The sequence below is a fragment of the Rhodococcus sp. G-MC3 genome (genome assembly GCF_030063335.1).
GTDB lineage: Bacteria > Actinomycetota > Actinomycetes > Mycobacteriales > Mycobacteriaceae > Rhodococcoides.
Genome location: NZ_JASISW010000009.1, coordinates 100,444 through 125,728, shown reverse-complemented (window position 1 = coordinate 125,728; position 25,285 = coordinate 100,444). Strand labels below are relative to the sequence as shown.

Below are 25,285 nucleotides of genomic sequence, written 5' to 3'. Positions count from 1 at the left end.
GATGAGCGCACCGACGCGGCGAGACAAAACGACCACCCTCGACGACGTTGTGAGCGAGCTGTCCGATGGAATGACCATCGGCATCGGGGGATGGGGATCACGGCGTAAACCGATGGCCGCGGTGCGCGCACTCCTTCGGTCCCCGCTGAAGGATCTGACGGTGGTGTCCTACGGCGGTCCGGACGTCGGATTGCTCTGTTCTGCAGACAAGGTCGCGCGCGTCGTGTACGGCTTCGTGTCCTTGGATTCGATTCCGTACGATCCCTGGTTCACCCGCGCGCGAACGTCGGGATCCATCGAGGTACGCGAAGTGGACGAGGGAATGCTGAACGCCGGACTGAGAGCTGCCGCGGCACGCCTGCCGTTCCTTCCCATTCGCGCCGGGCTCGGATCGGACGTGATGACCCACTATCCGGAGCTCAGGACCGTCACCTCGCCCTATCCAATTCCGGGGTCCACGCAGTACGAGGACCTCGTTGCGATGCCAGCCCTCGCCCTCGATGCGGCATTCGTGCATTTGAACCTGGCGGATTCGAGCGGAAACGGCGTCTACCTCGGACCCGATCCCTACTTCGACGACCTGTATCTGCTTGCGGCGCAGCGGAGATATCTCACATGCGAACGGATCGTCGAGACGGCCGAACTCGTCGCGGCGGCCCCGCCACAGGCGATGTTGACCAACCGCATGATGGTTGACGGCGTCATCGAAGTGCCCGGCGGCGCGCACTTCACTTCGTGCGTGCCGGACTACGGCAGAGACGAAGCTTTTCAGAAGGCATACGTCGAGGCTGCCGCGAGCGACAGCGACTGGAAGATCTTCTACGACGACTATCTGAACGACATCGTTGACCGAGGGGCGTCGAGATGACCACCGCACTGACCGCAACACGCGCTGAGATTTGTGCGGCAGCGTGCGCCGACCTGTTCATCGGTGCAGGAGAGATCATGGCAAGCCCGATGGGACTGATGCCGAGTATCGGCGCCAGGCTCGCACGGTTGACGACCGAGCCCGACCTGTTGCTCTCCGACGGCGAAGCTTACTTACTGGCTGACACGCCTGCCCTCGGTGGATCGGGTGCAATCGAGGGCTGGATTCCCTACCGAAAGGTGTTCGACGTGGTGGCGTCGGGCCGGCGCCACGTGATCATGGGCGCAAATCAGTTGGATCGTTTCGGCAACCAGAACATCTCGTGCATCGGCGATCATGCGAAACCGACACGCCAGATGTTCGGGGTTCGAGGCGGCCCTGGGAACACGATCAACCACCGAACGAGCTACTGGGTGCCGAAGCACTCCACACGAGTGTTCGTCGAGGCCGTCGACATGGTATCGGGCGTCGGCTACGACAAGGTCTACGGCAATCCGGCCGGCCGATTCCTCGATGTTCATCGGATAGTCAGCAATCTTGCAGTCTTGGATTTCGCGGGTCCATCCCGGTCCATGCGACTCGTCTCGATACATCCGGGAGTGAGTGTCGAGGAAGTGTGCGAGGCAACAGGATTCGATCTGGACGCAACCGACGTCTCCGAGACCCGAACGCCGACGGAGCACGAGTTGGAGCTGATTCGTGTGGACATCGATCCACGGGGGAGCCGCGAGCGGGAGGTCCCGACACCGTGACCGCACTGACAACACGACTGACCGAACTCGTCGGCATCGAACATCCGGTGGTTCAAACCGGGATGGGTTGGGTGGCGGGGCCGAAACTCGTCGCGGCCACATCCAATGCGGGCGGGCTGGGAATCCTGGCGTCGGCAACGATGACTTATCCGGAGTTGGAGGCGGCGATCGCGAAAACCAAGAGTGCAACCGATCGCCCATTCGGAGTGAACATCAGGGCGGATGCGTCCGACGCTGCGCAGCGCGTCGATCTTCTGATCCGGGAGGACGTCCGTGTTGCTTCGTTCGCACTCGCCCCACGTCCCGAGCTCATCGCGACGCTCAAAGATGCTGGATTGATAGTGATTCCATCTATCGGAGCGGCGAAGCACGCTGTCAAGGTCGCTGGCTGGGGCGCCGATGCCGTGATCGTGCAAGGCGGTGAAGGTGGCGGCCACACCGGCCCGGTCGCGACGACCTTGTTGCTACCTTCGGTACTCGATGCTGTGGACATTCCAGTCATCGCTGCGGGCGGTTTTTTCGACGGTCGTGGCCTCGCAGCCGCACTGGCCTACGGTGCGTCGGGTGTAGCGATGGGGACTCGATTCTTGCTGACCCAGGAAAGTTCGGTACCAGATGCAGTCAAGCGTCGATACCTGTCGTCGGGCCTGGACGGGACCGTCGTGTCCACCCGCGTGGACGGAATGCCCCATCGAGTCCTACGCACTTCACTTGTCGAGAGGCTGGAGCAATCCTCGAGAGCAACAGGTTTCGTGCATGCTGCACGGAATGCGGCACGGTTCAAAAAGATGACCGGGATGTCGTGGCCGACAATGATTCGTGATGGACTTGCGATGCGTCATGGCAAAGACCTTTCGTGGGCACAGGTGATGATGGCAGCGAACACACCAATGCTGCTCAAAGCAGGCTTGGTCGATGGAAACACGGACGCGGGAGTTCTCGCATCAGGTCAGGTTGTGGGCCTGCTGGACGACCTGCCTACCTGCGCCGATCTGATCGAGGCGATCGTCTCCGACGCGAGACGATCGATCGACCGTCTCGCGGACCTGGTGAATGGACCTACACGATCCGTTCGATGATGGTCACATTGGCCGTTCCGCCACCCTCGCAAATTGTCTGCAGGCCGTAACGGCCCTGTGTCCGTTCGAGTTCGCACAGCAGGGTGGCGAAGAGCTTGGCTCCGGTTGCACCGAGCGGATGACCGAGGGCGATGGCACCGCCGTTGACGTTGACCTTGCTCGGATCGACATCGAGTTCTTTCATCCAGGCCAGCACCACGGGGGCGAACGCCTCGTTGATCTCGATGACATCCATGTCCTCGATCGATAGTCCAGCGCGCTCGAGCGCGTGCTTGGTCGCCGGAATCGGTGCACTGAGCATGAATATCGGGTCGCTGCCGCGGGCGCTCATGTGGTGAATCCGTGCGCGCGGAGTCAGACTGTGTTCACGCACCGCAGCGTCCGATGCCAACAACGTCGCACTGGCGCCGTCAGAAATCTGACTGGCCAGAGCTGCGGTCAGACGACCACCCTCGACCAGAGTGGGTAGTGCGGCCATCTTCTCGAGGGTGGTACTTCGTGGGCCTTCGTCGAGCGCCTGACCGTTCACCGCGACGATTTCGCGATCGAACCGGCCAATGGACATCGCGTGCCGAGCACGTGTGTGGCTGGCCAGCGCGAACTCTTCCATCTCGTCGCGGCTGACGTTCCACCGCTCGGCGATCATCTCGGCACCTCGGAATTGAGAGACCTCCTGCTGGCCGTACCTATGTTCCCATCCTGCGGAACCTGCAAAGGGAGTGTCGAATCCGTAGTCGCGGCCGGCAGTCATTGCTGCGGCGATCGGAATCTTCGACATGTTCTGCACACCGCCTGCCACGACGAGATCCGCAGTTCCGCTCATGATCGCCTGGGCCGCGAAGTGGATGGCCTGCTGACTCGAGCCGCACTGCCTGTCGACGGTCACGCCGGGCACATGCTCCGGGTAGCCCGCGGCGAGCCAGGCCGTTCGGGCGATGTTGCCCGCCTGTGGTCCGATCGCGTCCACACATCCGAAGATGACGTCGTCCACCTGGCCGGGGTCGATCGGACTGCGGTCGAGGAGCGAGCGAAGAATGCTTGCCCCGAGATCGGCCGGGTGGATCTCCGACAGCGCGCCGCCTCGCTTACCGACGGGAGTTCGGAGGGCGTCGACGACGTAGGCCTCGGGCATTGTTCTCCTCATGATCGTGATGCTGGTGTCTCTCCGATGGTAACAACCAAGCACTTGTTTAAGTGTCGAATCATCAAGCCGACCGAAGTAGGTGACGTCCGCACGAAAACGAACGGTGGCCTTGTGAAAGTCGTTTCGACTTGCACAAGGCCACCGTTACTCGCGACAGATCAGACGAGATCGAAGCGATCGAGCTTCATGACCTTGTCCCAGGCAGCGACGAAGTCGCGGACGAACTTGTCCTGCGCGTCGTCGCATGCGTATACCTCAGCCAGCGCACGAAGTTCGGAGTTGGATCCGAACACCAGATCGTTGCGTGTACCAGACCATTTGACTGCGCCGGTGGCGGTGTCCTTGCCCTCGTAGATGCCGTCTTCAGACGTTGGTACCCACTCGGTCCCCATGTCCAAGAGATTGACGAAGAAGTCGTTCGTCAATGTGCCAGGCTTGTCGGTGAGCACTCCGTGCGCAGAGTTCTTGTGGTTCGCGCCGAGAACCCGAAGGCCACCGACCAGAACCGTCAGTTCGGGTGCGCTGAGCGTCAACAGATTCGCCTTGTCGACCAGGGCATACTCAGCCGGAAGTCGTTGGCCTTTGCCGATGTAGTTGCGGAAGCCGTCGGCATTGGGCTCGAGCGCTGAAAAGGACTCGACGTCGGTCTGTTCCTGCGTTGCGTCGGTACGTCCGGCGACGAAGGGAACGGTGACGTCGTTGCCCGCGTCCTTGGCTGCCTTCTCGACGGCAGCGCTACCACCGAGAACGACGAGGTCGGCAAAGGAGATCTTCGCCCCGCCCGCAGCGTTGAAAGAGCCCTGGATGCCCTCGAGCACGCGAATGACCTGAGCCAGCTCGTCGGGTTCGTTGACCTCCCACCCAGCTTGCGGCTGCAGGCGAAGACGGCCGCCGTTCGCGCCTCCGCGCTTGTCGCTGCCACGGAAGGACGATGCTGCAGCCCACGCAGTGGAAATCAGTTGCGCACCGGTCAATTCCGAGGCCAACAGTTGAGTCTTGAGATCAGCGATATCGACATCGGTGACCAGGTCATGATCGACGGCCGGAATTGGGTCCTGCCAGATCAGTGTTTCAGCCGGAACCTCCGGTCCGAGGTAACGCGAGACCGGTCCGAGGTCGCGGTGTGTGAGCTTGAACCATGCTTTGGAGAATTCTTCGGCGAGCTCCTCGGGATGATCGAGCCATCGGCGAGTGATCTGCTCGTAGATGGGATCGACGCGCATCGCGATGTCACTGGTCAACATCATCGGGGCGTGGCGCTTGCTCGAGTCGGCCGGATCAGGAACGAGATCCGTTGCAGCACCCTCCTTCGGGCGCCACTGCCATGCACCGCCTGGCCCCTTGTGCACCTCCCACTCGTATCCGTAGAGGGTCTCGAGGAAGGTGTTGTCCCAAGTTGTAGGCGTCGGCGTCCAGGTGCCTTCGATTCCACTGGTGATGGCGTCGGCGCCGACACCGGAGCCGTAGCTGTTCTTCCAGCCGAGCCCCATCTGCTCGAGAGGCGCACCTTCGGGCTCGGGGCCGACGTGAGGCTCGGGATCCGCTGCGCCATGGACCTTTCCGAAGGTGTGGCCACCGATTGCAAGGGCTGCCGTTTCGATGTCGTTCATGGCCATCTTGCCGAACGTGTCGCGAATGTCGATGGCAGATCCTGCCGGGTCCGGCTCGCCGTTGGGGCCTTCGGGGTTGACGTAGATCAGACCCATCTGCACTGCGGCAAGCGGGCTTTCGAGCTCACGGTCACCTGTGTAACGCTCGTCGCCGAGCCACGTCTGCTCCGGACCCCAGTAGACGTCCTCTTCCGGCTCCCATGCATCTACGCGTCCGCCGGCGTAACCGTAGGTGGGCAGACCCATCGATTCGATTGCGACGTTGCCGGTGAGCACGATCAAGTCGGCCCAGGACAGCTTCTTGCCGTACTTCTTCTTGACCGGCCAGATGAGTCGGCGCGCCTTGTCCAGGCTCGCGTTGTCGGGCCAGCTGTTGAGAGGAGCGAAACGCTGCATACCTGCGCCTGCGCCGCCGCGGCCATCCTGAATTCGGTACGTACCAGCCGCATGCCACGCCATCCGGATGAAGAACGGACCGTAGTGTCCGAAGTCGGCGGGCCACCACGGCTGCGAATCGGTCATCAACGCTGCGATATCGGCCTTGACTGCACTCAAGTCCAGCGAATTGAACTCCGCTGCATAGTCGAAGTCGTCCTCCATCGGGTTGCCGACAGCGGGATTCTTCTTGAGGATCCTCAGGTTGAGGCTCTTCTGCCACCAATCACGGTTGCTGCCACCTTCGGTCGGCTGGGGCAACCGGTCGTGCGCGACCGGACACTTGCCACCTTCCTGAGGCTGGTCCTCGTTCATCTCTTTTTCGCGAGTTGTGTGGTCTTCGGACACAAGATTCCTTCCGGGGCAGGCGGATTGGACTGATCACGACCGAGGTCGCGATATCGGTGGGGCCGAGCATCGGGGGCATAGACCCCAGTAGACGACCTCGGCCTCGTCTATGGAAAAACCGTGCGACTCCGAGGCGTCGAGGCAGGGTGCCTCGCCGACGGCGCAATCGACATCGGCAATAACGCCGCACGACCTGCACACCACGTGATGGTGGTTGTCGCCGACGCGAGTTTCGTAGCGAGCAACCGAGCCCGATGGCTGAATACGGCGAAGCAGGCCAGAGGTAGTGAGCGCAGCGAGCACGTCGTACACAGCTTGTCGAGACACGACCGGGAGAGTGTCTCGGACCGTGCGATACACCGTCTCGGTGTCTGCGTGTGGGTTCTCGGCGACCGCATCGAGGACGGCGAGACGGGGCTTGGTGACACGGAGTGACACAGCGCGCAGATGCTCCTGATGTGCCGCCTTCGATTGCATGAGTGTCATGTCACACTCTTTTCTTGAACAAGTCAAGTAATGGCGCGTTACTCCAGGTCAGAGACTCAAGGCGCGTCGCGCCACCAGGTGCAGACGTATAAAATCATTGCCGTGACCAACCCCAACACAACCCACAGCACGACCGCGTAATCGACCCAGGAACCGATCGGCGGAGCACCGGGAAGGAGGTTTCTGATCGGCAGAACGGCGAACAACATGACCGCGAACCAGGTCACCATCGGAGGTTGGAACTTCTTACGCCTGCGCACGGTGTTCACCGCAACGAAGAGCGCGCACATCGGTAAGGCAACCAAGACCATGCAGATCGCGAGGTCGTAAACCTTCGACACACCGTTTCTACTCACGGTGATGTCGAACTTGTCGCCGCCTGTGTGGTCGCCGTCGGAGTCGACACTCCAGCCGGTCAACGAATCAGTGACAGCAACGACAGCAGGTACGGGGGTGCGCGCTGCGCCGGACTCGGAGAAGGCCCGCACCACGACGGATTCCGCGTGATAACTGTCGAAAGGCCAGGTCCGGATATCCCCGTCGCTGTAAATAGTCGAGGGGGACGGGGAGGGCGCGGTGCCCGCCGAGAACACGAGGCGTCCCCCCGAAGCAAGGGGGGCGAGGTCGATGAGCAGGTCGTCCTTCAAATAACCGTAGTTGCTGACAAGATCCTGCCCTGGATAAACGGAGACCTTGGCGTCCACCGAAAACGCCTCACCATCGACCGAGCCGACATCGAGGTAGACGAGAACACCAGCGGGATCCGGTGCACGGGTGTCGACTGCGTCGTCGGCATTGCTCAACCCGTAGGCAACCAGAATTCCGACGTACACGAGCGCCACGACGGCGGTGATCCCGACGACTCTCCAGCGCGAACTCAATCGATCGAACAGGTTCACCGATTCGGTCCTCTCCGTGTCGATTTCGGATCGACGCGTGGTCCGTCGCCGAACGCTTACGGTGTCGAGTCAGTGTATGTGCGACTGCTGCGCTGTGTGGCGTACTCGACTCCAATTGCTTTCGGGAGAGGTTTCTGCCATGTCAAGGAGGGATCGACGTGGTAGACAGATTCGATCCACGACGAGAACGAACGAGGAGGCCAGGTTCGATGCAGGACAGAACCATGCTGTTTTCGCGTCCTGATGGTGCCTCCCGCCCGAATCTTCTGGTCACCGTTGGCCTCGTCATCCTCCTGGTCTCGGCGTGGCTCACCGTCTACTCGATCAGTGTGCTCGGTGCGGTGTGGCGATCGAGCCACCTCGATGCACCGACGCCAATCCTGTCGGTGGGAGATCAGCGCGCTGACCTCGTCGTGGCAGGTATTCAGCTCACCACCGGCCTGATCGCGATAGTTGTTGTGCTCAGAGTGCGCAGACTGTCACTACGACACGAGCTTCCAGAGCGCTCCGGAACCGCCCTCGGTGCTGCCGTGGCATGGTGCGCCGCGATTGCGGCATCATCCGCGCTGGTGCTCGCTCTCGACCGTGTGGGTGCTGCGGGTTTCGACATTTCGGCTCCGGCAGTGGTCGAGTCGGACTGGTTGGCGGTGGTGTCGGCGCTGTCGGCCGGACTGAGGGAGGAGCCCCTTCTGGCTGCCCTTCCGGTTCTCCTGCTGGCCGGCCGCATTCCGCTCGGTTGGATAATGGTGCTCGCCGGCGCAATGCGGGGGGTCATGTACCTATATTTCGGTTCCGGCGGATTTCTGTGGGCCTTCTGCTGGGGCGCGGCAGCAGTCTGGGTCTACTACACCTATCGGCGGTTATGGGTGCTGGTGCTCGTACATGGCTTGGTCATGAACCTGCAGGCCCTTGACCGTCTGTTCGCCCAGGACAGCGCTGCGACGGTGTTGCAATGGGCCAACATTCTGATCCTCTTCGGGGCTCTGACATGGTGGCTCGTACCCCGGGCACTGGACAGCGTCCTTCCTGGCGACAAGGACACCGACCGGACCACCTGGCTCGCGCCAACCGATACCGTGCCGGTCGATCCAGTCGAGGACGGAGCAGCACCGAGTGAACTGCCGCTGGTTCCGCCTGCCTCGAATGCTTGACAACTCGATACAGAACCGGCTACGGAGGTCGAGCCGGACTCGCGGTCGTCAAATTCGACGAGTATCGCCGCCACAGCGGTGAAACGTGGTTACGGCCTCGGCGTCGGGGGTTCAGGCGGTCAGGGCTCGAGACCCTCGCGCAGCGTCCGCTGCGCGAGCGTCCGCAACGGTCCCGTGACAGCCGAGTCCGCCATCCGGCAGGTTGCGTCGTCAACCGACACTGTCCACTCGAAAACATCGCGTTGGGTGCCGGGTGTCGGCGTCTCCACGTGATTGACGAGCATCTCTCGTGCCTGCTCGGCAAGCTGACGCCACTCCTGAACCAGTGATTCGTCTGCGATGGCATCGGTATCGACGCGGGCCCGTCGGGTCATGCCTGCGACGCCGCCAGTGCGAACCACCTCGATGTGCATGTCACGTCCTTTGTGAAGCCGATCCCGGTACTTCGGCGTGGTCGACTGTCACGCCCACCGTAGCCCAGCCTGCGGCGACCGCACGCCGAACGTCGGACTCGAACCCGAAGCGCTCGGCCGCAGCGCTGACCGTGGCCGATGCGAAACGGATGAAATCGGTTCCAGGGGAGAGTGAGCCGTTCGTGCACACGTCGAACCACACCTGGCCGGTGCGCTCCCAGGCGCGGCCGCCCAGCGTCGTCGCACTCAGCGCGAAGGCCCGGTTGGGGATACCGGAATTGATGTGAACACCTCCGTGATCGGCCGAGGTCTCTACAAAATTATCCATGTTCGCCGGTTGCGGATCACGGCCGAGTACGTCGTCGTCGTAGGCCGTGCCCGGCTCGATCATCGACCGCAAAGCCAGACCCTGGACTGCGGGCAGGAACAGACCTTCACCTACCAACCAGGAGGCGGCCGCCGCATCCTGCCCGAGTGAGTACTGCTGGACGAGAACCCCGAACACGTCCGACATCGATTCGTTGAGAGCCCCGGCCTGTCCGGAGTACTCCAATTGCGACGAATACTGTGTGAACCCGTGCGCGAGTTCGTGCGCGATGACGCTCAGCGAGGCAGTGAAACGTCCGAACACCTCACCGTCACCGTCGCCGAAGACCATCCGCTCACCGTCCCAGAACGCGTTGTCGTAGTCTCGGTCGTAGTGGACGGTGGCCGAAAGCGGTAGACCCTTGTCGTCGAGACTGTTGCGTCCGTACACGTCCCGAAAGAACTCGAACGTCGCACCGAGTCCTTCGTACGCCTCGTCCACCGAAACGTCGCCCGTAGGCGCCTGTCCTTCGGCTCGCTCGAGTGTTCCTGGCAAATTTTGCTCGTGCTTCGCATCGTAAATCGACAGCCGTGGCGACAGCGTCGATCGCGGTGCCGTGGGCGCCGATCGAGGTTTACTGGGCACAGTCGCGGTTATTGTCGTACGTGAATTGGCATCGATACGGTTTCCGACCAGCTCACGGTCGATGGCAAGTGTGCGTGCGGCACTGGCCGCCGCATGCCCGACGGCTGCGCTCACCCCCTCACGCGTCGAGTGCTCCGAGATTCGCTGGAGCAGAAACGGCGGAATCACAGGGTGAATTCGCGGCTGTGCGGGTGAACTGGTGGGCATGAAAGCGTACCTTCCGGTCGGCGTCGCTAGGACACTAGACCAGACCTCGGACAATTGGGATGAGGCACCCGGGCTGGGCCCAAACAGGTGTTCTCTACTTTGGATTCAACGTCGTCGAAACCCGAGGGCGGTCGCGCGTGCTTCCGAGAAACAGCGGAACATTCTCGGCCGGTATAGGTTTCGAGAAGAGATGTCCCTGACCGTAGGCGAAACCTGCGTGCATGGCCAGCGCGAGCTTGGCGGGGGTGTCGATGCCTTCCAACACGACACGATGGTCGAGATCGTCCGCGAACTGGAGCATTGCGCGCGCCACCGCTTCACCCACTGTGGTGTGCAGCGACGCCGCAATCGAGCGGTCCAATTTGAAGCCGTCCACCGATACATGTGTCAGTCTCGAAACGGGGGCCCATCCAGAGCCGAGATCGTCGAGCAGAACTGTGAAACCACGTTCACGAAGGGCGGCGACCGTTCGCGCTTCGTCATCGATGCCGGGACCTCGCGCGGTTTCGGTGATCTCCAGAACAATCGACTTGGCCGAGACGCCCGCCGATCCCACAACCGATGTGATCCGATCGATGCAGTCCGGCCGATCAAGATGATGTCCGGAGATGTTCACCGACAACATCAGTGTCGGCCGTGCACGCACCCATCCGTAGAAGTCCGACACCGCCTGCGCCAGAATTCGCACGTCCAGATCGACGATGAGGTCTGTGTTTTCCATCTGCTCGATGAATTCACCCGGCGCCGTCAGTCCCAGCACCGGATGATCCCATCGAGCGAGAGCCTCCATTGCGAACACCTCACCGGATCCGAGGTCGACGATCGGCTGGTACCACGGCACGATCTCGCCACCGTCGACTGCACGAGTGAGCTCGGCGACCGACGCGGTACGCCGCTCCACCCGCGCGCGTCCTCGCTGAGCATCGAGGTGTTCCTCGACCATCACCGCGAGCTGTTCGAGCAGGCGGAGTCGATCTTCCGACAATTTTCGAGGTGCGACATCGAAAACACACAGAGTGCCGATCGGCACCGATTCCCGGCCGAACAAGGGCACCGCAACATATGCCCGAATTCCATGATCGAGCAGTAAATTCACGAGATCAGCCGGCAGATCGGACTCGTGCCCGACGTTTTCGGGAGCCGCGGAGTCCTCCACCACCACCGGCAAGCCGAGTTCGACGACCGAGGTACATGCAGAGTGCGCGCGAGGAATGACGGTACCCGCAATGTTGCCGGCGCCGTATCCGACGAGCGTGTACTGACTGCTCTCGTCGATGATGTGGACCATCGCGATGGGGTATTCCAGGGCACGGGCGGTGACTTCGGCAGCGTTCTCCAGCGCCGGTGAGACCGCTGCGAAGTCGAGATATTTTCGCGCGGACTCGTTTTGTCGGTCGTTCCGCGATCGGAACACTGCGCCTCCATCACCCGTTCGGCGCGCCCAGCACCTTCGTACAGTCCCCGACCCCGAAATGTATCTCAGATCAGCGACGGGGCGTTACCTGCTCGGTAGCCCGGTGAGTGCGGGATCTCCCCGGCTCGCACGAACGTCGTCTATCTTGTTCCGCGATCGAGCACCAGCGCGAGGCCTTCGATTCAGCGAAGTACAACGCACGAATCGCGTCGCAGGCGAGCGGCGCAGCGGTAACCTGTGTCCACGAGCAGGTGGAGTCAGGGGAGTAGATGTCCGATTTCAACGAACAGGTCGTGGCCGAGTTCCGCGCACACCACGGCAAAGTCGGTGGACCGTTCGAAGGCGCTCCGCTTCTGCTGTTGCACAGCACCGGTGCCAAGACCGGAAACGTCCGGGTGAGTCCGCTGATGTATCTACCGGACGATGGCCGCTATGTCATCTTTGCGTCCAAGGCGGGAGCCGACAGCAACCCTGCCTGGTATCACAATTTGAAGAAGAATCCCCAGGCCACTATCGAAGTGGGTGACGAGACCGTATCTGTGGTCGCCGAAGAGGTCGAGGGTGCGGACAGGGATGCGTTGTACCGCAAGCAAGCGACGCTCTTCTCGGGTTTCGCCGACTACGAAAAGAAGACAGCGCGGATCATTCCTGTCGTGCGTCTGTCCACGTCGGCGTGAGCCGCTGTCGACCCCTACGCTCGACTGTATGAAAGACGACCGAGACGGTCTCCTCGAGCGAGAGTCGATTGCTGCTGCACTCACGCCATTCGTGCCCCGCGAAATCGATGTCGGTGATCGGAGGGCCGCCGCGGTCGCGATTGCTATCGGTGGCCGACCCAGAAACCGGCGCATGCTCTTGACCAAGCGGCCGTCGCGGTTGCGTGCTCATCCCGGCCAATTCGCTCTACCCGGCGGCGCAATCGATCCGGGGGAGAGTGCAGTTCAAGGTTGTCTCCGCGAACTGGCGGAAGAAGTCGGACTTGTGGCATCGCAGTCCGACGTGCTAGGTCGTCTGGACGACTATGTCACCAGATCGGGGTACGTCATCACACCGTTCGTCATCTGGATCGGCGACCGACTCGACCTCGTCGACGTCAACCGTGCGGAGGTTGCAGCCGTGTACGAGGTCGACGTCGCCGAGATCGACACCGATCCGCGTTTCGTGTCCATCGAACAATCCTCACGCCCAGTTGTGCAGTGGCCGTTTCGTGATTCGCTCGTTCATGCGCCTACCGGCGCCATCGTTCATCAATTCAGAGAAGTGGTTCTGCATCGCCGACACACCCGCGTGGCAGACTTCGAGCAGCCAGTGTTCGCATGGCGATGAACATCCTATTCGTATCCGGACGCTGAAGGGCGTACGCACTCCGAGGATCAGAACCGAGGTGGACATCATGAGCAGCCCGAATGTGGAACCCGAAGCGAGCGACCGGATCCTGACAATCCCCAACGTACTCAGCGGGGTCCGCCTCCTCCTGATACCGCTCTTCGCCTACCTACTGCTCGGTCCTCGCGCGGACGGGCTCGCGCTGATAGTGCTTTTGGCCAGCGGTGCGACGGACTGGCTGGACGGAAAATTGGCAAGAGCACTGGACCAATCGTCACGGCTGGGTGCGTTACTGGACCCGCTGGTGGACCGGTTGTCTGTAGTGACAACTCTCGTCACGTTCGTGATCAGGGGAATCATTCCGTGGTGGGTTGCAGCTCTCCTGATCGGCCGCGACCTCCTCCTTGCAGGCACGATGTTCGTATACAAACGCCGAAGCATGCCGCCTCCCGATGTGATCTACCTGGGCAAAGCGGCGACGTTCGTATTGATGGTTGCGCTTCCGGTGCTGCTGGGATCCACCGGTGACACCGGTGTGGCGACCGTGCTTGCACCGATCGGCAACGCCCTTCTGATCTGGGGGACTGGCCTGTATGTGTGGACTGGGGCGCTGTACACGTACAAGGCCTTCACAGTGGCCAAGGCGGTGCCGCCGTCGGCAGATCGGGCTGCGCGCAATGGGTGAACGCGCCGCTCGAAACCCTGAACCGTCGTTGCTGCGCTCGCTGATGTCGGAGCATCTCGACCTCGGATACGCGGCAGCCGCCGCGAACCGCCGAGCGGAGCCACCGAGCGTCGTGGACCGACTTATTCTGTGTCTGGGCGCGGTTCTGCTGGGATGGGTGCTCGGAGTTGCTGTTGCGCATGCCGCAGGGTCGGAAGCGGATTTCTCCGGTGAGCAGAGCGACGCACTCGCGGGTGTCCGAGACGCGGAGCGACTCTCTGCCGAGCTCGATCGTGAACGCCAATCCCTCACTGATCAGGTCGACTCTGCGCGCTCGAGCGCACTTCTCAGCGACGCAGAGGGCTCGGTAGTGCTGGAGTCGTTGCGGCGGGTGGAGTTCGCGGCGGGAGTGCAGCCCGTGTCGGGGACCGGAATCGTCGTCACCGTCGCCGAACCTCCCGCCCGCACCGATCTCTCCGACGCGTCTATGCCACGCAGAAGTTCGTCCGAAGCAGTGGTTCTCGATCGTGATCTCCAGGTGTTGGTGAACTCGCTGTGGGTGAGTGGCGCCGAGGCCATTGCGGTCGACGACGTCCGGATCGGTCCTGGAGTGACCATCAGGCAGGCGGGCGGAGCAATGCTCGTCGACAACCGACCCGTCTTCTCGCCGTATACGGTGTCGGCCATCGGTTCGCCCGATATCTTGCAGACCCGATTTTCGGTCAGCGACGCTTACCTGAGATTGTCGGCGATTGCACAGCTCTACAAAGTCTCCTTCCAACTGCAGTCGAGCGACGCTCTGGACATGCCCGCTGCGCCGACTCGGGCCATAGATGCGGCGACGCAGGGAGGAGATCGATGACCGAGGGACGGCACGAACTGCACAATCAGGCAGCACCGCTGGCGGCACCCGAGCCTGAGGTACCCGAGCCTGAGGTACCCGAGCCTGAAGTACCCGAGCCTGAGGTACCCGAACCCGGGCGCAGATCGACCTCGCCGAGACGAGGTGGAGGCCTGGTGCTTCTCGCCGCGCTGGCTCTCGGAATGGGAATACTGATCGGCACGGTATCGGGTCCGCAGGTGCCCGCCTCGGTTGCGCCCTATCTTCCGATAGCGGTCGTCGCTGCACTCGATGCTGTCTTCGGCGGGGTTCGGGCATACCTCGACAAAATCTTCGATTCGAAGGTTTTCGTGGTGTCGTTCGTATTCAATGTGCTCGTTGCAGCGTTGATCGTCTGGCTCGGAGATCAATTGGGTGTCGGAACGCAATTGTCCACAGCCATCGTCGTCGTTCTTGGAATTCGGATCTTCGGCAATGCAGCCGCTCTTCGTCGTCGATTGTTCGGCGCGTGAACGATCCGAAGGCGGACGGTAAGCATCGTTCCGGTGGAAGTCGATCAGTGATGTACGGGTTGCTCGCCGTGTTGTTGATGGGCGTATTGGGCTTCGTACTGGTCGTTCAGGTTCGCGTGAACGACAGCGGCGATTCGCTCGACGCTGCGAGACCAGCGGACCTGCTCGTCGTACTGGACAACGTAGGACGCCGGGAAGCTGCACTACGTGAGGAAATTTCCGCCTTGGAAGAAGCACTGTCGTCACTGCAGCAAAACGGCGGCGGATCAGGGGCGGCGTTGAGTGAGGCGAAAGAACGTCTCGACGCGTTGAGCATCCAGGTCGGAACCGTGCCCGCGGTGGGTCCGGGAGTGGTGGTCACGATCACCGATCCGCGAACTGGAGTCGGTTCGGAGGTTTTACTCGATGCCCTGCAGGAGCTGAGAGCTGCGGGTGCCGAAGCTGTGTCCATCGCGGGAGCCGAAGGGGATCCGGTCCGAATAGGTGTCGATTCTTGGATCGCAGGTGGGGCCGGGTCCGTGGTGGTCGACGGGCGCCAGATATCCACGCCGTACGAATACATCGCGATCGGGGATCCAGCCACACTCGCTGCTGCCTTGGACATTCCCGGCGGTGTCGTGGACACTGTTGCCCGCAACGGCGGCGAGTGTTCCGTCTCCAGATCGGACCAGGTCACGGTGTCCGCCTTGCGAGACCCACGCATTCCTCAATACTCTCAGCCCGGAAACTAGCTTTCTGCTACTTCACCGGATGAGTACCACCCGAAAGGACAGTCGATTTGAGCGACACCGAGCCATCGGCAGACCTGCTGTACACCCCCGAGCACGAGTGGGTGTTGCGCACCGGCCCGACCACGGTTCGCATCGGAATCACTGACTACGCACAAGAGCAGCTCGGCGATGTGGTCTTCGTCCAGCTACCGGCAGTCGGCGACGACGTCACTGCTGGAACCTCACTCGGCGAGGTGGAGTCGACGAAGAGTGTGTCCGATGTATTCGCGCCACTGACTGCCAAAGTCATTGCGGTCAACGAGGATCTGGATGCGAGTCCGGAAAAAGTCAACTCCGGGCCGTACTCCGACGGGTGGCTCATCGAGCTCGAAGCCGAGTCGGCGGAGTCGTTGGACGAGTCGGTGGCGAGCATGCTCGACGCCGCCGGATATGCTGGAATTACGGCCGGGTAACTTCGCGCCCTCGACACGGGTAACTGCTCACACGCGTGCACGTTCGCAAGGTACGGTCGTTGATGAGCAACTGCCGTGGCCTAGTAGGTGTGTGACGTGGCGCAGGTCCGCAAGATGTACAGAACGTGCAAGCTATTTACTGCGTAGCCCGAGTTGTTTCGAGCCCGGGTGATCGGACTGAGAAGGAGAAACGGTGAGCGAGAACGACAACGACGGCATCTACGGAGAGTCGCCGGCGGAAACCACTTCGGTTTTTCGGGCGGACTTCCTCCAAGAGCTGGACAAGTCGGCAACGAGCCAGGGCTCCGAAGCTCCTGTCTCCGGTGTTGAGGGCTTGCCGGTGGGTTCGGCACTTCTCGTGGTGAAGCGTGGTCCGAATGCCGGTTCGCGCTTCCTTCTCGACCAGCCGACCACCTCGGCGGGCCGCCACCCGGACAGCGACATCTTTTTGGACGACGTAACAGTCAGCCGTCGTCACGCCGAGTTCCGTCAGGATGAAGATGAATTTCAGGTTGTCGATGTCGGCAGCTTGAATGGCACGTACGTCAACCGTGAGCCTGTCGACTCGGCAGTTCTCGCCAACGGTGACGAGGTCCAGATCGGCAAGTTCCGTTTGGTCTTTCTCACCGGTCCACGCGGAGGTTCCGGTTCGCAGATCGGCGAGTCGTCTGCAGGTGCGGGCAGCAAGTGACCGCCGTCGGGCAGCAGTCTCCCGGGGGGATGTCGATAGGCTCCGTCCTGGATCGACTCCGACCCGACTTTCCTGATGTGACCATCTCGAAGATTCGATTTCTCGAGGCCGAGGGATTGATCTCGCCCGAGCGCACCCCGTCGGGTTACCGACGTTTCTCTATCGCTGATTGCGAAAGACTGCGCTACGTGTTGACGGCACAGCGAGATCAATACCTTCCGCTGAAGGTGATCAAGGAGCAACTGGAAGCTATCGACAGCGGTGTTGCCCAGATCGAGAGCGCAGAGGCCACACCTCGTAAGCCACGGACACTCAGCGTGGCGCCCGGCGAAGTGTCGGCCGACGATTTCCTCGCCGACCGTGAAGTCCGAGTGAGCAAGTCGGACTTGATGTCGCGAGCAGGGATCGACGACACATTCATGACCGAGCTGCTTCGGGCGGGACTCATCGTTCCCGGCCAGGCAGGCTTCTACGACGAGGGTTCGGTCACCCTTGCGCGTACGGCGCATTCGATGACTCAGTTCGGGCTGGAGGTCAGGCATCTGCGTGCGTTCAAGCTCGCTGCCGATCGGGAAGCCGGTCTGGTTGCCCAGATTGCGGGTCCGGTCGCCAAAGGCCGCGACGCGGGTGCCCGCGATCGGGCCGAGGAAATGGTTCGCGAGCTCGCCGCGCTGTCGCTGACGTTGCACACCTGCCTGGTCAAGTCGGCAGTACGCGGGGCGCTCGATCGGTGATGGACCGTTCGAGCGGTCACGGCCTCCGTGCTGTCTCCGATTCCAATAGACTCGTACTCAGTGGACGGACCAAGATCTGCGGCCCGAATTTCAACGCATGTGGGAGGCAGTCACCATGAGTCAGATGCGTGTAGTCGGTATTCGTGTGGAGCAGCCCCAGAATCAACCGGTGCTGCTGTTACGCGAATCCGACGGAGAGCGTTATCTGCCGATCTGGATCGGGCAGACCGAAGCGGCGGCGATCGCTCTCGAACAGCAGGGTGTTCAGCCCGCGCGACCATTGACCCACGATCTGATCAAAGACCTGATCGGTGCGCTGGGGCACACCCTCAAGGAGGTTCGCATAGTCGACCTGCAGGAGGGGACCTTTTACGCTGACCTGGTGTTCGACAAGGAGATACGAGTCTCCGCGAGGCCATCGGATTCGGTTGCAATTGCGTTGCGAGCGGGCGTACCGATTTTCGCCGACGAAGCGGTTCTCGCGGAAGCAGGCCTCCTCATGCCCGATGAGCGCGAGGACGAGGTGGAGAAGTTCAAGGAGTTCCTCGAATCGGTTTCGCCCGACGATTTCAAGGCAACGGACGGCTGAACATCCTCAGTTTGGTAACGATGGAGTCTCAACCTCAACTTTAGGTTCAGGTTTACGGCGCGTTGCGTTGACCTCTCTTGCTGGGCCCAATAGCGTTCCGAAGTGTGAGTTCGCAGTCGGCGATCGTATGTCGTCGACCCGCATCGGAGCGTATTGTGACCGGTACGCGGAATGGAACTCACGCAGCACGGCGCCGGGGCGAATTCTGGTGCGGACGGGCCGAACGCCCGATCGAACGCAGTGTCGAGACATCCGAAGAGGGAGCAGTCAGTGGTAGATCAGCCGCAGGAGCGTCACCAGGGTTCAGTGAACGCTGAGCACGGGGCCACAAGCTCTTCTGCAGTCGACACAGATCGCCCGTCGACACCAGCCGTGACGGTACCCGTTCGAGACTTCCAGCCGGGGCTCTTTCCCGACGATTCGGTTCCCGACGATCTCGTCGGCTACCGCGTGCCGAGCGCATGCCAGATTGCAGGCATCACATATCGGCAACTGGACTACTGGGCAAGAACGGGACTCGTCGTGCCGTCCATCCGTGGAGCGGCAGGCTCAGGCAGCCAGCGTCTGTATTCCTTCAAAGACATGCTGGTATTGAAGATTGTCAAGCGCCTTCTCGACACCGGCATCTCACTACAGAACATTCGTGTTGCGGTCGATCATCTTCGTCAGCGCGGCGTAGGCGACCTTGCGAACATCACTCTGTTTTCCGACGGCACCACCGTGTACGAGTGCACGTCCGCCGAAGAAGTTGTCGACCTGCTGCAGGGCGGACAGGGGGTCTTCGGTATTGCGGTAAACGGCGCGATGCGCGAATTGACCGGACTCATCGCGGACTTCCCAGCAGAACGCGCAGATGGCGGCGAATCGGAGACAAGTCCGGAGGACGAGTTGGCGTCGCGGCGCAAGAATCGCGCCGGTCGGAAAACAGGCTAGACTTTTCATAGTCGCGCTTGCGCGGGAGAGTTCCGGGACAGCCAGTTCCGGACGCCGAAGGAGCAATACCTCCCCGTCAATCTCTCAGGCACACGGACCGTGTGAGCTTCGACGACTCTGGAAAATGGTGGGATCACCCATCTGCCCAAGGGGAAAGACACGCGTCGGCCAGGGTTCGCAGGACGATGAGTGTTCGAATCTCTCAGGCGCTCGTCTCGGTGAGCATGCGACAGAGGGGGAGGATCGGCCGCGCTTCGTGCGGGGCCGCACCCGGCCCGTCCGCATCCCCACACCTGGAGTGTCCCGTGTCCGACCATATTCTTCGCTCGACTTTCGCTGATCGACACATCGGTCCGGATTCTGACGAACTCGAACGAATCCTCGACGTTATCGGCGTGCGTACACTCGAAGAACTCGCGGCGCGAGCGGTGCCTGCATCGATCCTGGACACAGTCGCCGGAGGCATTGCCGACGGGCTCGATGTGCTACCGCTCCCTGTTGGGGAGCACGAGGCGCTCGCCGAGCTTGCCGAGATCGCATCTCGAAACGTCGTTGCCACGTCGATGATCGGACTCGGGTACTACGACACACTGACACCACCGGTTCTTACTCGGGGCATTCTGGAAAACCCGGCCTGGTACACGGCTTACACGCCGTACCAGCCGGAAATCAGTCAGGGCAGACTCGAGGCCTTGCTGAATTTCCAGACCATGGTCTCCGATCTGACCGCGATGGATGTAGCCAACGCGTCGATGCTCGACGAATCCACGGCAGCGGCAGAAGCGATGACGCTTCTTCGCCGAGCAAATCGTAAGTCGACCTCGGCTCGTTTCGTCGTCGATGTCGATGTATTTCCTCAGACGCTCGCAATCCTGGCAACCCGGGCCGAGCCGCTCGGAATCGAACTCGTGCATGCCGATCTCGCGTTTGGTTTACCTGATGGTGAATTCTTCGGGGTGCTCGCACAGCTTCCAGGTGCGTCCGGCGCCGTGGTCGATCATCGTGACACCATCGCTCGCGCGCACGAACGCGGTGCCCTCGTGGCGGTGGGTGCCGACCTGCTGGCATTGACGCTCATCACACCGCCGGGCGAAATGGGTGCAGACGTGTGTTTCGGTACGACTCAACGCTTCGGTGTGCCAATGGGATTCGGTGGGCCACATGCCGGCTACCTCGCGGTGCGTTCGACACATGCGCGGCAACTTCCCGGTCGACTGGTGGGGGTCTCCGTCGACGCTGACGGTGATCTTGCCTATCGTCTCGCCTTGCAGACGCGTGAGCAACACATTCGCCGAGAGAAGGCGACCTCCAACATCTGCACGGCTCAAGTACTGCTCGCAATCGTGGCAGCAATGTATGCGAGCTATCACGGCAGCGAAGGGCTGCGAGCTATTGCTCGTCGGGTGAATATCGAGGCCAGGCGCCTCGCAGACAATTTGCGTAGCTCCGGCATCGAAGTCCGCTCCGACAGTTTCTTCGACACGGTCACCGCAATCGTGCCGGGTCGAGCACGCGCTGTGGTCGATGCAGCACGCGTTTCAGGTATCAATCTACGTTTCGTAGACGACGACACCGTCGGAGTGTCGTCGGACGAAGCCACCACGCGCGCCGACATCGATGCAGTCTCCGCGGCGTTCGGAGCGGCTGCGCTCGAAGGCGACCCGGAGAAGTCGATACCCGAATCTGCTTCGAGAACCTCGGAGTTCTTGACTCACCCGGCGTTCACCCGCCACCGGACCGAAACGGCGATGTTGCGCTATCTCCGAATGCTGTCTGACAAGGACATCGCGCTCGACCGGAGCATGATTCCACTCGGATCCTGCACCATGAAGCTCAATGCCACCGCGGAAATGGAATCGATCACGTGGCCGCAGTTCGCTCGGCTTCACCCCTTCGCCCCTGATACCGACACGGTCGGAATCCGTTCGGTGATAGCCGATGTCGAGCAGTGGCTCGTCGACATCACCGGATACGACAAGGTCAGTTTGCAGCCTAATGCAGGCAGCCAGGGTGAATATGCGGGACTGCTGGCGATTCGCAACTACCATCTGGGCCGCGGTGACGACCATCGCGACATCTGTCTCATCCCGTCGAGCGCACACGGCACCAACGCTGCGTCCGCCGTGATGGTCGGCATGAAAGTCGTCGTTGTCGGGTGCCGTACCAACGGTGATGTCGATGTGGACGACCTGCGCACGAAGATCGGTCAGCATGCAGACTCACTGGCTGCCATCATGATCACCTACCCGTCGACGCACGGCGTCTACGAGCACGAGATCGACGAAATCTGCGCCGCGGTTCACGATGCCGGGGGGCAGGTGTACGTGGACGGCGCTAACCTGAATGCGCTTGTGGGACTGGCTCGTCCAGGAAAATTTGGGGGAGACGTCAGTCACCTGAACCTGCACAAGACGTTCTGCATTCCGCACGGCGGCGGCGGACCAGGTGTCGGTCCGGTCGGCGTTCGAGCGCACCTCGCGCCTTACCTTCCCGGCCACCCATTACGGCCCGAACTCGGAACGGGACCCGCGGTTGCGGCAGCACCGTTCGGCAGCGCGTCGATCTTGACCATCACGTGGGCGTACGTGCGCATGATGGGTGCGGTTGGCCTCCGTAACGCAACGCTCACGGCCATCGCGTCTGCCAATTACATCGCCCGACGGTTGGACGAGCACTTCCCCGTCCTCTACACAGGGGACAACGGAATGGTGGCGCACGAGTGCATTCTCGATCTGCGCGGTCTCACCAAGGCGACCGGCGTGACCGTCGACGACGTTGCGAAGAGGTTGGCTGACTATGGATTTCACGCACCGACCATGAGCTTTCCCGTCGCAGGAACTCTGATGGTCGAGCCGACGGAAAGCGAAAACCTCGACGAAATCGACGCGTTCTGTGATGCAATGATTGCGATTCGTGGCGAAATCGATCGAGTGGGCTCGGGGGAGTGGACGGTCGAGGACAACCCGCTCCGAGGAGCGCCGCATACGGCCCGCTGCATTGCCGGTGACTGGACGCACCCGTATTCGCGACAGGAAGCAGTCTTTCCAGACGCGGTCGTGGGGCGGGCAAAAGTGTGGCCCGCTGTGCGCAGGATCGACGGTGCCCACGGCGATCGCAATCTCGTGTGCTCGTGCCCACCCATCGAGGCGTTTGCCTGATCGTCCGCGAATCGGACGTCAGGCGCGGACCAGTTGCAGCATCGATATTTCCGGTGGTGCTGCAACTCTGATCGGAGGGCCCCACGCGCCTGCTCCTCGCGTCGTGTAGAGCGTGGTCGAGCCGACAGTGTCCAGCCCCTCGACGCTTGGCTGCTGCAACCTGACCAGGTAGCGCAAAGGCCAGATCTGGCCTGCGTGAGTATGGCCCGACAGTTGAAGGTCCACCCCATGATCCGACGCCTCGATCGCCTGAAGTGGTTGATGGGCAAGGAGGAGCACGAAATCGTCTGGGTCGCGGCCGTCGAGGGCTGCTCCCAGATTTGGTTCATAAGGCTTCGGTGCCGTGGCATCGTTGATTCCGGCGACATCGATACCGATACCGGACCTGTTGACCACTTCGCGTTGGTTTCGCAGCACCGTCACGCCAAGGGTCTCCCACAGGTCGAGCCACTTGCCACCGTCGTCGGCGTAGAACTCGTGATTCCCGCTCACGCCGAATACGCCGAGTGGCGCCGACAGCTTCCTGAGCGGATCCAGATCCGATCCGACCAGTTCGACGGTACCGTCGATCAGATCGCCATCGAGGATGACCATGTCCGGAGACTGTTCGTTGACCTGGTCGACCACCTTCTGCACGAAATCCGCGCCTCTGGCAGGTCCGACGTGAAGGTCTGACACGAGAGCGATTCGGACACCATCGAATACGGCTGGAAGCCGGTCGAGCGCCACTGTTGTGTCGGTGACCTTCGGATTCGCCGCCTCGAAGGCACCGTAACCAACAGCGACGACGGAGACTACGGCTACGACTGCCGAACCTGCTCGAGTCACCCGCAGCCGAAGTGCAGCGGAGTCTCGTTGCGAGAGAGCCATCGCGATGCGGATCTACAGCGTGATCAGACCGAGAAGTGCTGTGCCCAATATCAGGTAGAGCACGACCGCCAACCAGCTCAGTCCAACCCATGCGGGCCCGCGTGCCCACGATGGGTCGAACAATTCTCCTGAGCCGATCCCAATCAGTGCCAGCAACCACATCACGACGAGAACGATGTCGACCGCAATCGACGATGGGCGACGCAGTCGCGTCGCGCGGACATAGCGAATATGGAGCATCAGTCCTACGAGCGCGAGAAATGTACCGAAGAGCAGCAGACGCATCATTTTTCAGTACAGCAACTTTCGGAGAAGGTCGGGTAGTTCGGGGCCGTCCGAGGAGGGGACTGTTGCGAATGACCCTCCGGTGATCTCGGACATCGATTGCAGCGTCGTAGCGTCCGAATTGGTTCCGATGGACACGACGTCGATCGCCACCGGCCGCGCTGGGTCGTTTATCGACGACAGAGCTGTGAGCAACCGTTCTTTCGACACACTTGTATCGTCGTTGGGGCCATCGGTCACCAACACGACGCTGTTCGGTTTGCCAGGCGCGAAGTTATCCTGCGCGTCGACGAATGCTGCCATCACCGATTCGTAGGTGGACGTCGCCGATTCGGGTCGCAGACCGGACGCGGCCGTTATCACCTGTTGGCGTCTGGTTCCACCGGGGAGCTGCTCTTCGACCGGTCCGGTAGGCACGAGTTCACGGAACGCGCGGGTACCGTCGAGATCTTTGCTGTAGATCCACAATCCGATGTCGGTCGAATCGATCACCGACTCGAACTGCTGTGTCAACGCTGCAACCGTGTTGCCCAAACGGGTTCGGCTGCCTTCTGTTGTGTCCATGGACCTCGAAACATCAACCAGGGTGGTGGCTCGTCGTGCGGTGGCAGGGTCTTGCACGGCAGCGATCAATGCCTGACGGGTTTCGTAGGATGCCGAGAGCTGATCCGTCGATGCCTCGCCCACATCGAATCCCGCGTCGGCGAATAGTTGGGAATTCTCCGGTTGCCGAACGAATTCGACAAATTGAGCGGCTGCTCGGCTGAGTGTCTCGTCCATCCATGGGCCGGCGAGGATGACAGCGGGGTGATCAGCGGTGGGAGCCGAACCGGTGGGTGAATAGGCAGTAATTCCCGTCTGCTCCGAGCTTGTCATTTGCTGCTCGGTGACCGGAACGGCGTGCACGGCCCCGGAAGAACCGAGATCGCTGCTCAACCCCGCGAGTTCTGCATCGGTCGAATCCGTGGACGACGCAGCGGTTCCGAGATCGGATGTCGACAGAGCCGACATGGCTGCGACGATCGGAGCGGACCGGACTTGCTCGGGCGTCAGCTCCCTGCCAGGAGTGCCGGAAACTGCCGTGGCGACCGCTGCAAGGGCAGCTGGCGTCGAATCCGACGACGTGCCGAGTGGCAGTCGAAGCCGAAGGCCTCCCCAGCCGGTCAACCCAAGTTCGTCGAGACCGTCCGGCGTTTGTTGTAGTCGCGGAAGGTCGGCCCAGCCGATACCTGCACCTGACAAAGCTGCGGTCACGGCCGACGGCGCAGCCAGAACGATGGGCGAGCCGGCGACCGATCGAGGTGTTCCGTCCACGGTTCCTGCCGGCAATCCGGACACCGCATCGGACGATTGAGGAATCCACAGCGCAGGAAGCGGACCGAGGGTCGATTTGTCCCAGTTCGCCGCACCCGTCGCGAGAGCGCCCGTTATCGCCGCCGAATTCTGTGTGGCTACCTCGACGGTCACACAGTGATCGCGAACGACCGGCCCAGTTTTGGAGTATCGCAGCGCCAACTCGCTGATCTGCGACGCAATATCGGGGTCGACAGTGACGGGCACGGTGACCGCACCTTCGACACAGGCCTCGGCGGCTTGCACGCCTTGTTCTGAGATACGGTCTCGCAACTGGAACCACCCGAACGCGGCGAGCACCACCACAACGATGGTGCCCACCACGATGAACGGGCCTTTGCTGATACCGCGGATTCCCCCCGCGGTGCGATGTTCACCCACGGTAGAA

At 61.7% G+C, this 25,285-nt stretch carries 24 protein-coding genes, 1 pseudogene and 1 riboswitch; of the genes and pseudogenes, 16 read left to right on the top strand and 9 right to left on the bottom strand.

All coding sequences use genetic code 11. The features are described from left to right. Nucleotide 1: 1 nt before the first annotated feature. The 3 genes from QMK17_RS12465 to QMK17_RS12455 are packed head-to-tail and all read left to right on the top strand — an operon-like array spanning nt 2 to nt 2,699. Nucleotides 2-868 carry a CoA transferase subunit A gene (locus tag QMK17_RS12465; RefSeq protein WP_283509475.1) on the top strand — a complete coding sequence of 289 codons (867 nt, stop codon included), beginning with the start codon at nt 2-4 and terminating at the stop codon, nt 866-868. Beyond that, nucleotides 865-1,620 carry a CoA-transferase subunit beta gene (locus tag QMK17_RS12460; RefSeq protein WP_283509474.1) on the top strand — a complete coding sequence of 252 codons (756 nt, stop codon included), beginning with the start codon at nt 865-867 and terminating at the stop codon, nt 1,618-1,620. The genes QMK17_RS12465 and QMK17_RS12460 overlap by 4 nt, the downstream gene beginning before the upstream one ends. Continuing rightward, nucleotides 1,617-2,699, top strand: a complete 1,083-nt coding sequence (locus QMK17_RS12455) for an NAD(P)H-dependent flavin oxidoreductase (RefSeq protein ID WP_283509473.1) — start codon at nt 1,617-1,619, stop codon at nt 2,697-2,699. Before QMK17_RS12460 ends, QMK17_RS12455 begins: the two co-directional genes overlap by 4 nt. Here the strand turns inward: QMK17_RS12455 and QMK17_RS12450 are convergent. From QMK17_RS12450 to QMK17_RS12435, 4 genes are all read right to left on the bottom strand, one after another. Continuing rightward, on the bottom strand, nt 2,680-3,831 hold the full coding sequence (locus QMK17_RS12450; RefSeq protein ID WP_283509627.1) for an acetyl-CoA C-acetyltransferase: 1,152 nt from the start codon (nt 3,829-3,831) through the stop codon (nt 2,680-2,682). The genes QMK17_RS12455 and QMK17_RS12450 overlap by 20 nt on opposite strands. 170 nt (nt 3,832-4,001) lie before the next feature. Beyond that, nucleotides 4,002-6,203 (bottom strand): catalase/peroxidase HPI, encoded by a 2,202-nt coding sequence (gene katG, locus QMK17_RS12445; protein ID WP_283509625.1) that lies wholly within the window; start codon nt 6,201-6,203, stop codon nt 4,002-4,004. A 66-nt stretch (nt 6,204-6,269) separates the two neighbouring features. After that, nucleotides 6,270-6,713, bottom strand: coding sequence for a Fur family transcriptional regulator (locus tag QMK17_RS12440; RefSeq protein WP_283509623.1), 444 nt, complete (start codon nt 6,711-6,713; stop codon nt 6,270-6,272). 65 nt (nt 6,714-6,778) lie between these two features. Beyond that, on the bottom strand, nt 6,779-7,621 hold the full coding sequence (locus QMK17_RS12435) for a DUF4436 family protein (protein WP_283509471.1): 843 nt from the start codon (nt 7,619-7,621) through the stop codon (nt 6,779-6,781). 209 nt (nt 7,622-7,830) lie between these two features. Here QMK17_RS12435 and QMK17_RS12430 point away from each other — a divergent pair, with 209 nt between their 5' ends. Next, nucleotides 7,831-8,772 carry a CPBP family intramembrane glutamic endopeptidase gene (locus QMK17_RS12430; RefSeq protein WP_283509469.1) on the top strand — a complete coding sequence of 314 codons (942 nt, stop codon included), beginning with the start codon at nt 7,831-7,833 and terminating at the stop codon, nt 8,770-8,772. Between the two features lie 119 nt (nt 8,773-8,891). On the opposite strand, the gene QMK17_RS12425 is transcribed toward QMK17_RS12430, so the two are convergent. The 3 genes from QMK17_RS12425 to QMK17_RS12415 form a co-directional block, all read right to left on the bottom strand. Next, nucleotides 8,892-9,185, bottom strand: a complete 294-nt coding sequence (locus QMK17_RS12425; protein ID WP_283509468.1) for a protealysin inhibitor emfourin — start codon at nt 9,183-9,185, stop codon at nt 8,892-8,894. A 1-nt stretch (nt 9,186) separates the two neighbouring features. After that, complete coding sequence (locus QMK17_RS12420; RefSeq protein WP_283509465.1) at nt 9,187-10,344, bottom strand: M4 family metallopeptidase; 1,158 nt, start codon at nt 10,342-10,344, stop codon at nt 9,187-9,189. Between the two features lie 94 nt (nt 10,345-10,438). Beyond that, nucleotides 10,439-11,758: a sensor domain-containing phosphodiesterase gene (locus QMK17_RS12415; RefSeq protein WP_283509463.1), complete on the bottom strand. Its 1,320-nt coding sequence runs from the start codon at nt 11,756-11,758 to the stop codon at nt 10,439-10,441. A gap of 269 nt (nt 11,759-12,027) precedes the next feature. Here QMK17_RS12415 and QMK17_RS12410 point away from each other — a divergent pair, with 269 nt between their 5' ends. The 12 genes from QMK17_RS12410 to gcvP all read left to right on the top strand — a co-directional run bounded on the left by QMK17_RS12410 (nt 12,028) and on the right by gcvP (nt 22,389). Then, nucleotides 12,028-12,435, top strand: coding sequence for a nitroreductase family deazaflavin-dependent oxidoreductase (locus QMK17_RS12410; RefSeq protein ID WP_283509461.1), 408 nt, complete (start codon nt 12,028-12,030; stop codon nt 12,433-12,435). Nucleotides 12,436-12,463: 28 nt separating this feature from the next. Beyond that, nucleotides 12,464-13,084 carry an NUDIX hydrolase gene (locus tag QMK17_RS12405; protein ID WP_283509459.1) on the top strand — a complete coding sequence of 207 codons (621 nt, stop codon included), beginning with the start codon at nt 12,464-12,466 and terminating at the stop codon, nt 13,082-13,084. A gap of 67 nt (nt 13,085-13,151) precedes the next feature. After that, the gene (locus tag QMK17_RS12400; protein WP_283509457.1) at nt 13,152-13,769 is read left to right on the top strand and encodes a CDP-alcohol phosphatidyltransferase family protein; all 618 of its coding nucleotides are present in this window, start codon (nt 13,152-13,154) and stop codon (nt 13,767-13,769) included. Further along, a complete protein-coding gene (locus tag QMK17_RS12395; protein ID WP_283509455.1) occupies nt 13,762-14,610 on the top strand; it encodes a DUF881 domain-containing protein in 849 nt (282 codons plus the stop codon). The genes QMK17_RS12400 and QMK17_RS12395 overlap by 8 nt, the downstream gene beginning before the upstream one ends. A 182-nt stretch (nt 14,611-14,792) precedes the next feature. Continuing rightward, nucleotides 14,793-15,101, top strand: a complete 309-nt coding sequence (locus QMK17_RS12390; protein ID WP_283509621.1) for a small basic family protein — start codon at nt 14,793-14,795, stop codon at nt 15,099-15,101. Nucleotides 15,102-15,151: 50 nt separating this feature from the next. Then, nucleotides 15,152-15,832: a DUF881 domain-containing protein gene (locus QMK17_RS12385; RefSeq protein WP_283509619.1), complete on the top strand. Its 681-nt coding sequence runs from the start codon at nt 15,152-15,154 to the stop codon at nt 15,830-15,832. A 47-nt stretch (nt 15,833-15,879) separates the two neighbouring features. Continuing rightward, nucleotides 15,880-16,284 (top strand): glycine cleavage system protein GcvH, encoded by a 405-nt coding sequence (gcvH, locus tag QMK17_RS12380; protein WP_283509454.1) that lies wholly within the window; start codon nt 15,880-15,882, stop codon nt 16,282-16,284. Nucleotides 16,285-16,477: 193 nt separating this feature from the next. Continuing rightward, nucleotides 16,478-16,975 carry an oxoglutarate dehydrogenase inhibitor Odhl gene (odhI, locus tag QMK17_RS12375; RefSeq protein ID WP_283509451.1) on the top strand — a complete coding sequence of 166 codons (498 nt, stop codon included), beginning with the start codon at nt 16,478-16,480 and terminating at the stop codon, nt 16,973-16,975. Further along, entirely contained in the window at nt 16,972-17,709 is a 738-nt protein-coding gene (gene ftsR / locus QMK17_RS12370) for a transcriptional regulator FtsR (protein WP_283509449.1), read from the top strand. Before odhI ends, ftsR begins: the two co-directional genes overlap by 4 nt. A 115-nt stretch (nt 17,710-17,824) precedes the next feature. Continuing rightward, nucleotides 17,825-18,298, top strand: a complete 474-nt coding sequence (locus QMK17_RS12365) for a bifunctional nuclease family protein (protein WP_283509448.1) — start codon at nt 17,825-17,827, stop codon at nt 18,296-18,298. Nucleotides 18,299-18,670: 372 nt separating this feature from the next. Beyond that, nucleotides 18,671-19,231, top strand: a complete 561-nt coding sequence (locus QMK17_RS12360; protein ID WP_283509446.1) for a MerR family transcriptional regulator — start codon at nt 18,671-18,673, stop codon at nt 19,229-19,231. Between the two features lie 12 nt (nt 19,232-19,243). Further along, a riboswitch (glycine riboswitch) is annotated at nt 19,244-19,341 on the top strand. A 114-nt stretch (nt 19,342-19,455) separates the two neighbouring features. Beyond that, nucleotides 19,456-22,389 (top strand): aminomethyl-transferring glycine dehydrogenase, encoded by a 2,934-nt coding sequence (gene gcvP / locus QMK17_RS12355; protein WP_442972752.1) that lies wholly within the window; start codon nt 19,456-19,458, stop codon nt 22,387-22,389. An 18-nt stretch (nt 22,390-22,407) separates the two neighbouring features. Here gcvP and QMK17_RS12350 read toward each other — a convergent pair. Both QMK17_RS12350 and QMK17_RS12345 read right to left on the bottom strand, forming a co-directional pair. Further along, a pseudogene (locus tag QMK17_RS12350) lies at nt 22,408-23,547 on the bottom strand (metallophosphoesterase). Between the two features lie 3 nt (nt 23,548-23,550). Further along, nucleotides 23,551-25,278 carry a substrate-binding domain-containing protein gene (locus QMK17_RS12345; RefSeq protein ID WP_283509442.1) on the bottom strand — a complete coding sequence of 576 codons (1,728 nt, stop codon included), beginning with the start codon at nt 25,276-25,278 and terminating at the stop codon, nt 23,551-23,553. Between the last annotated feature and the right edge of the window lie 7 nt (nt 25,279-25,285).

Bases quoted from the DNA above. Each gene is read 5' to 3' on its own strand.
- QMK17_RS12440 (WP_283509623.1), bottom strand. From the start codon at position 6,713: ATGCAATCGAAGGCGGCACATCAGGAGCATCTGCGCGCTGTGTCACTC.
- QMK17_RS12385 (WP_283509619.1), top strand. From the start codon at position 15,152: ATGTACGGGTTGCTCGCCGTGTTGTTGATGGGCGTATTGGGCTTCGTA.
- QMK17_RS12450 (WP_283509627.1), bottom strand. From the start codon at position 3,831: ATGCCCGAGGCCTACGTCGTCGACGCCCTCCGAACTCCCGTCGGTAAG.
- QMK17_RS12395 (WP_283509455.1), top strand. From the start codon at position 13,762: ATGGGTGAACGCGCCGCTCGAAACCCTGAACCGTCGTTGCTGCGCTCG.
- QMK17_RS12365 (WP_283509448.1), top strand. From the start codon at position 17,825: ATGAGTCAGATGCGTGTAGTCGGTATTCGTGTGGAGCAGCCCCAGAAT.
- QMK17_RS12410 (WP_283509461.1), top strand. From the start codon at position 12,028: ATGTCCGATTTCAACGAACAGGTCGTGGCCGAGTTCCGCGCACACCAC.
- QMK17_RS12390 (WP_283509621.1), top strand. From the start codon at position 14,793: ATGGGAATACTGATCGGCACGGTATCGGGTCCGCAGGTGCCCGCCTCG.
- gcvP (WP_442972752.1), top strand. From the start codon at position 19,456: ATGCGACAGAGGGGGAGGATCGGCCGCGCTTCGTGCGGGGCCGCACCC.
- QMK17_RS12405 (WP_283509459.1), top strand. From the start codon at position 12,464: ATGAAAGACGACCGAGACGGTCTCCTCGAGCGAGAGTCGATTGCTGCT.
- QMK17_RS12425 (WP_283509468.1), bottom strand. From the start codon at position 9,185: ATGCACATCGAGGTGGTTCGCACTGGCGGCGTCGCAGGCATGACCCGA.
- QMK17_RS12465 (WP_283509475.1), top strand. From the start codon at position 2: ATGAGCGCACCGACGCGGCGAGACAAAACGACCACCCTCGACGACGTT.
- QMK17_RS12420 (WP_283509465.1), bottom strand. From the start codon at position 10,344: ATGCCCACCAGTTCACCCGCACAGCCGCGAATTCACCCTGTGATTCCG.
- QMK17_RS12460 (WP_283509474.1), top strand. From the start codon at position 865: ATGACCACCGCACTGACCGCAACACGCGCTGAGATTTGTGCGGCAGCG.
- QMK17_RS12430 (WP_283509469.1), top strand. From the start codon at position 7,831: ATGCAGGACAGAACCATGCTGTTTTCGCGTCCTGATGGTGCCTCCCGC.
- katG (WP_283509625.1), bottom strand. From the start codon at position 6,203: ATGAACGAGGACCAGCCTCAGGAAGGTGGCAAGTGTCCGGTCGCGCAC.
- QMK17_RS12400 (WP_283509457.1), top strand. From the start codon at position 13,152: ATGAGCAGCCCGAATGTGGAACCCGAAGCGAGCGACCGGATCCTGACA.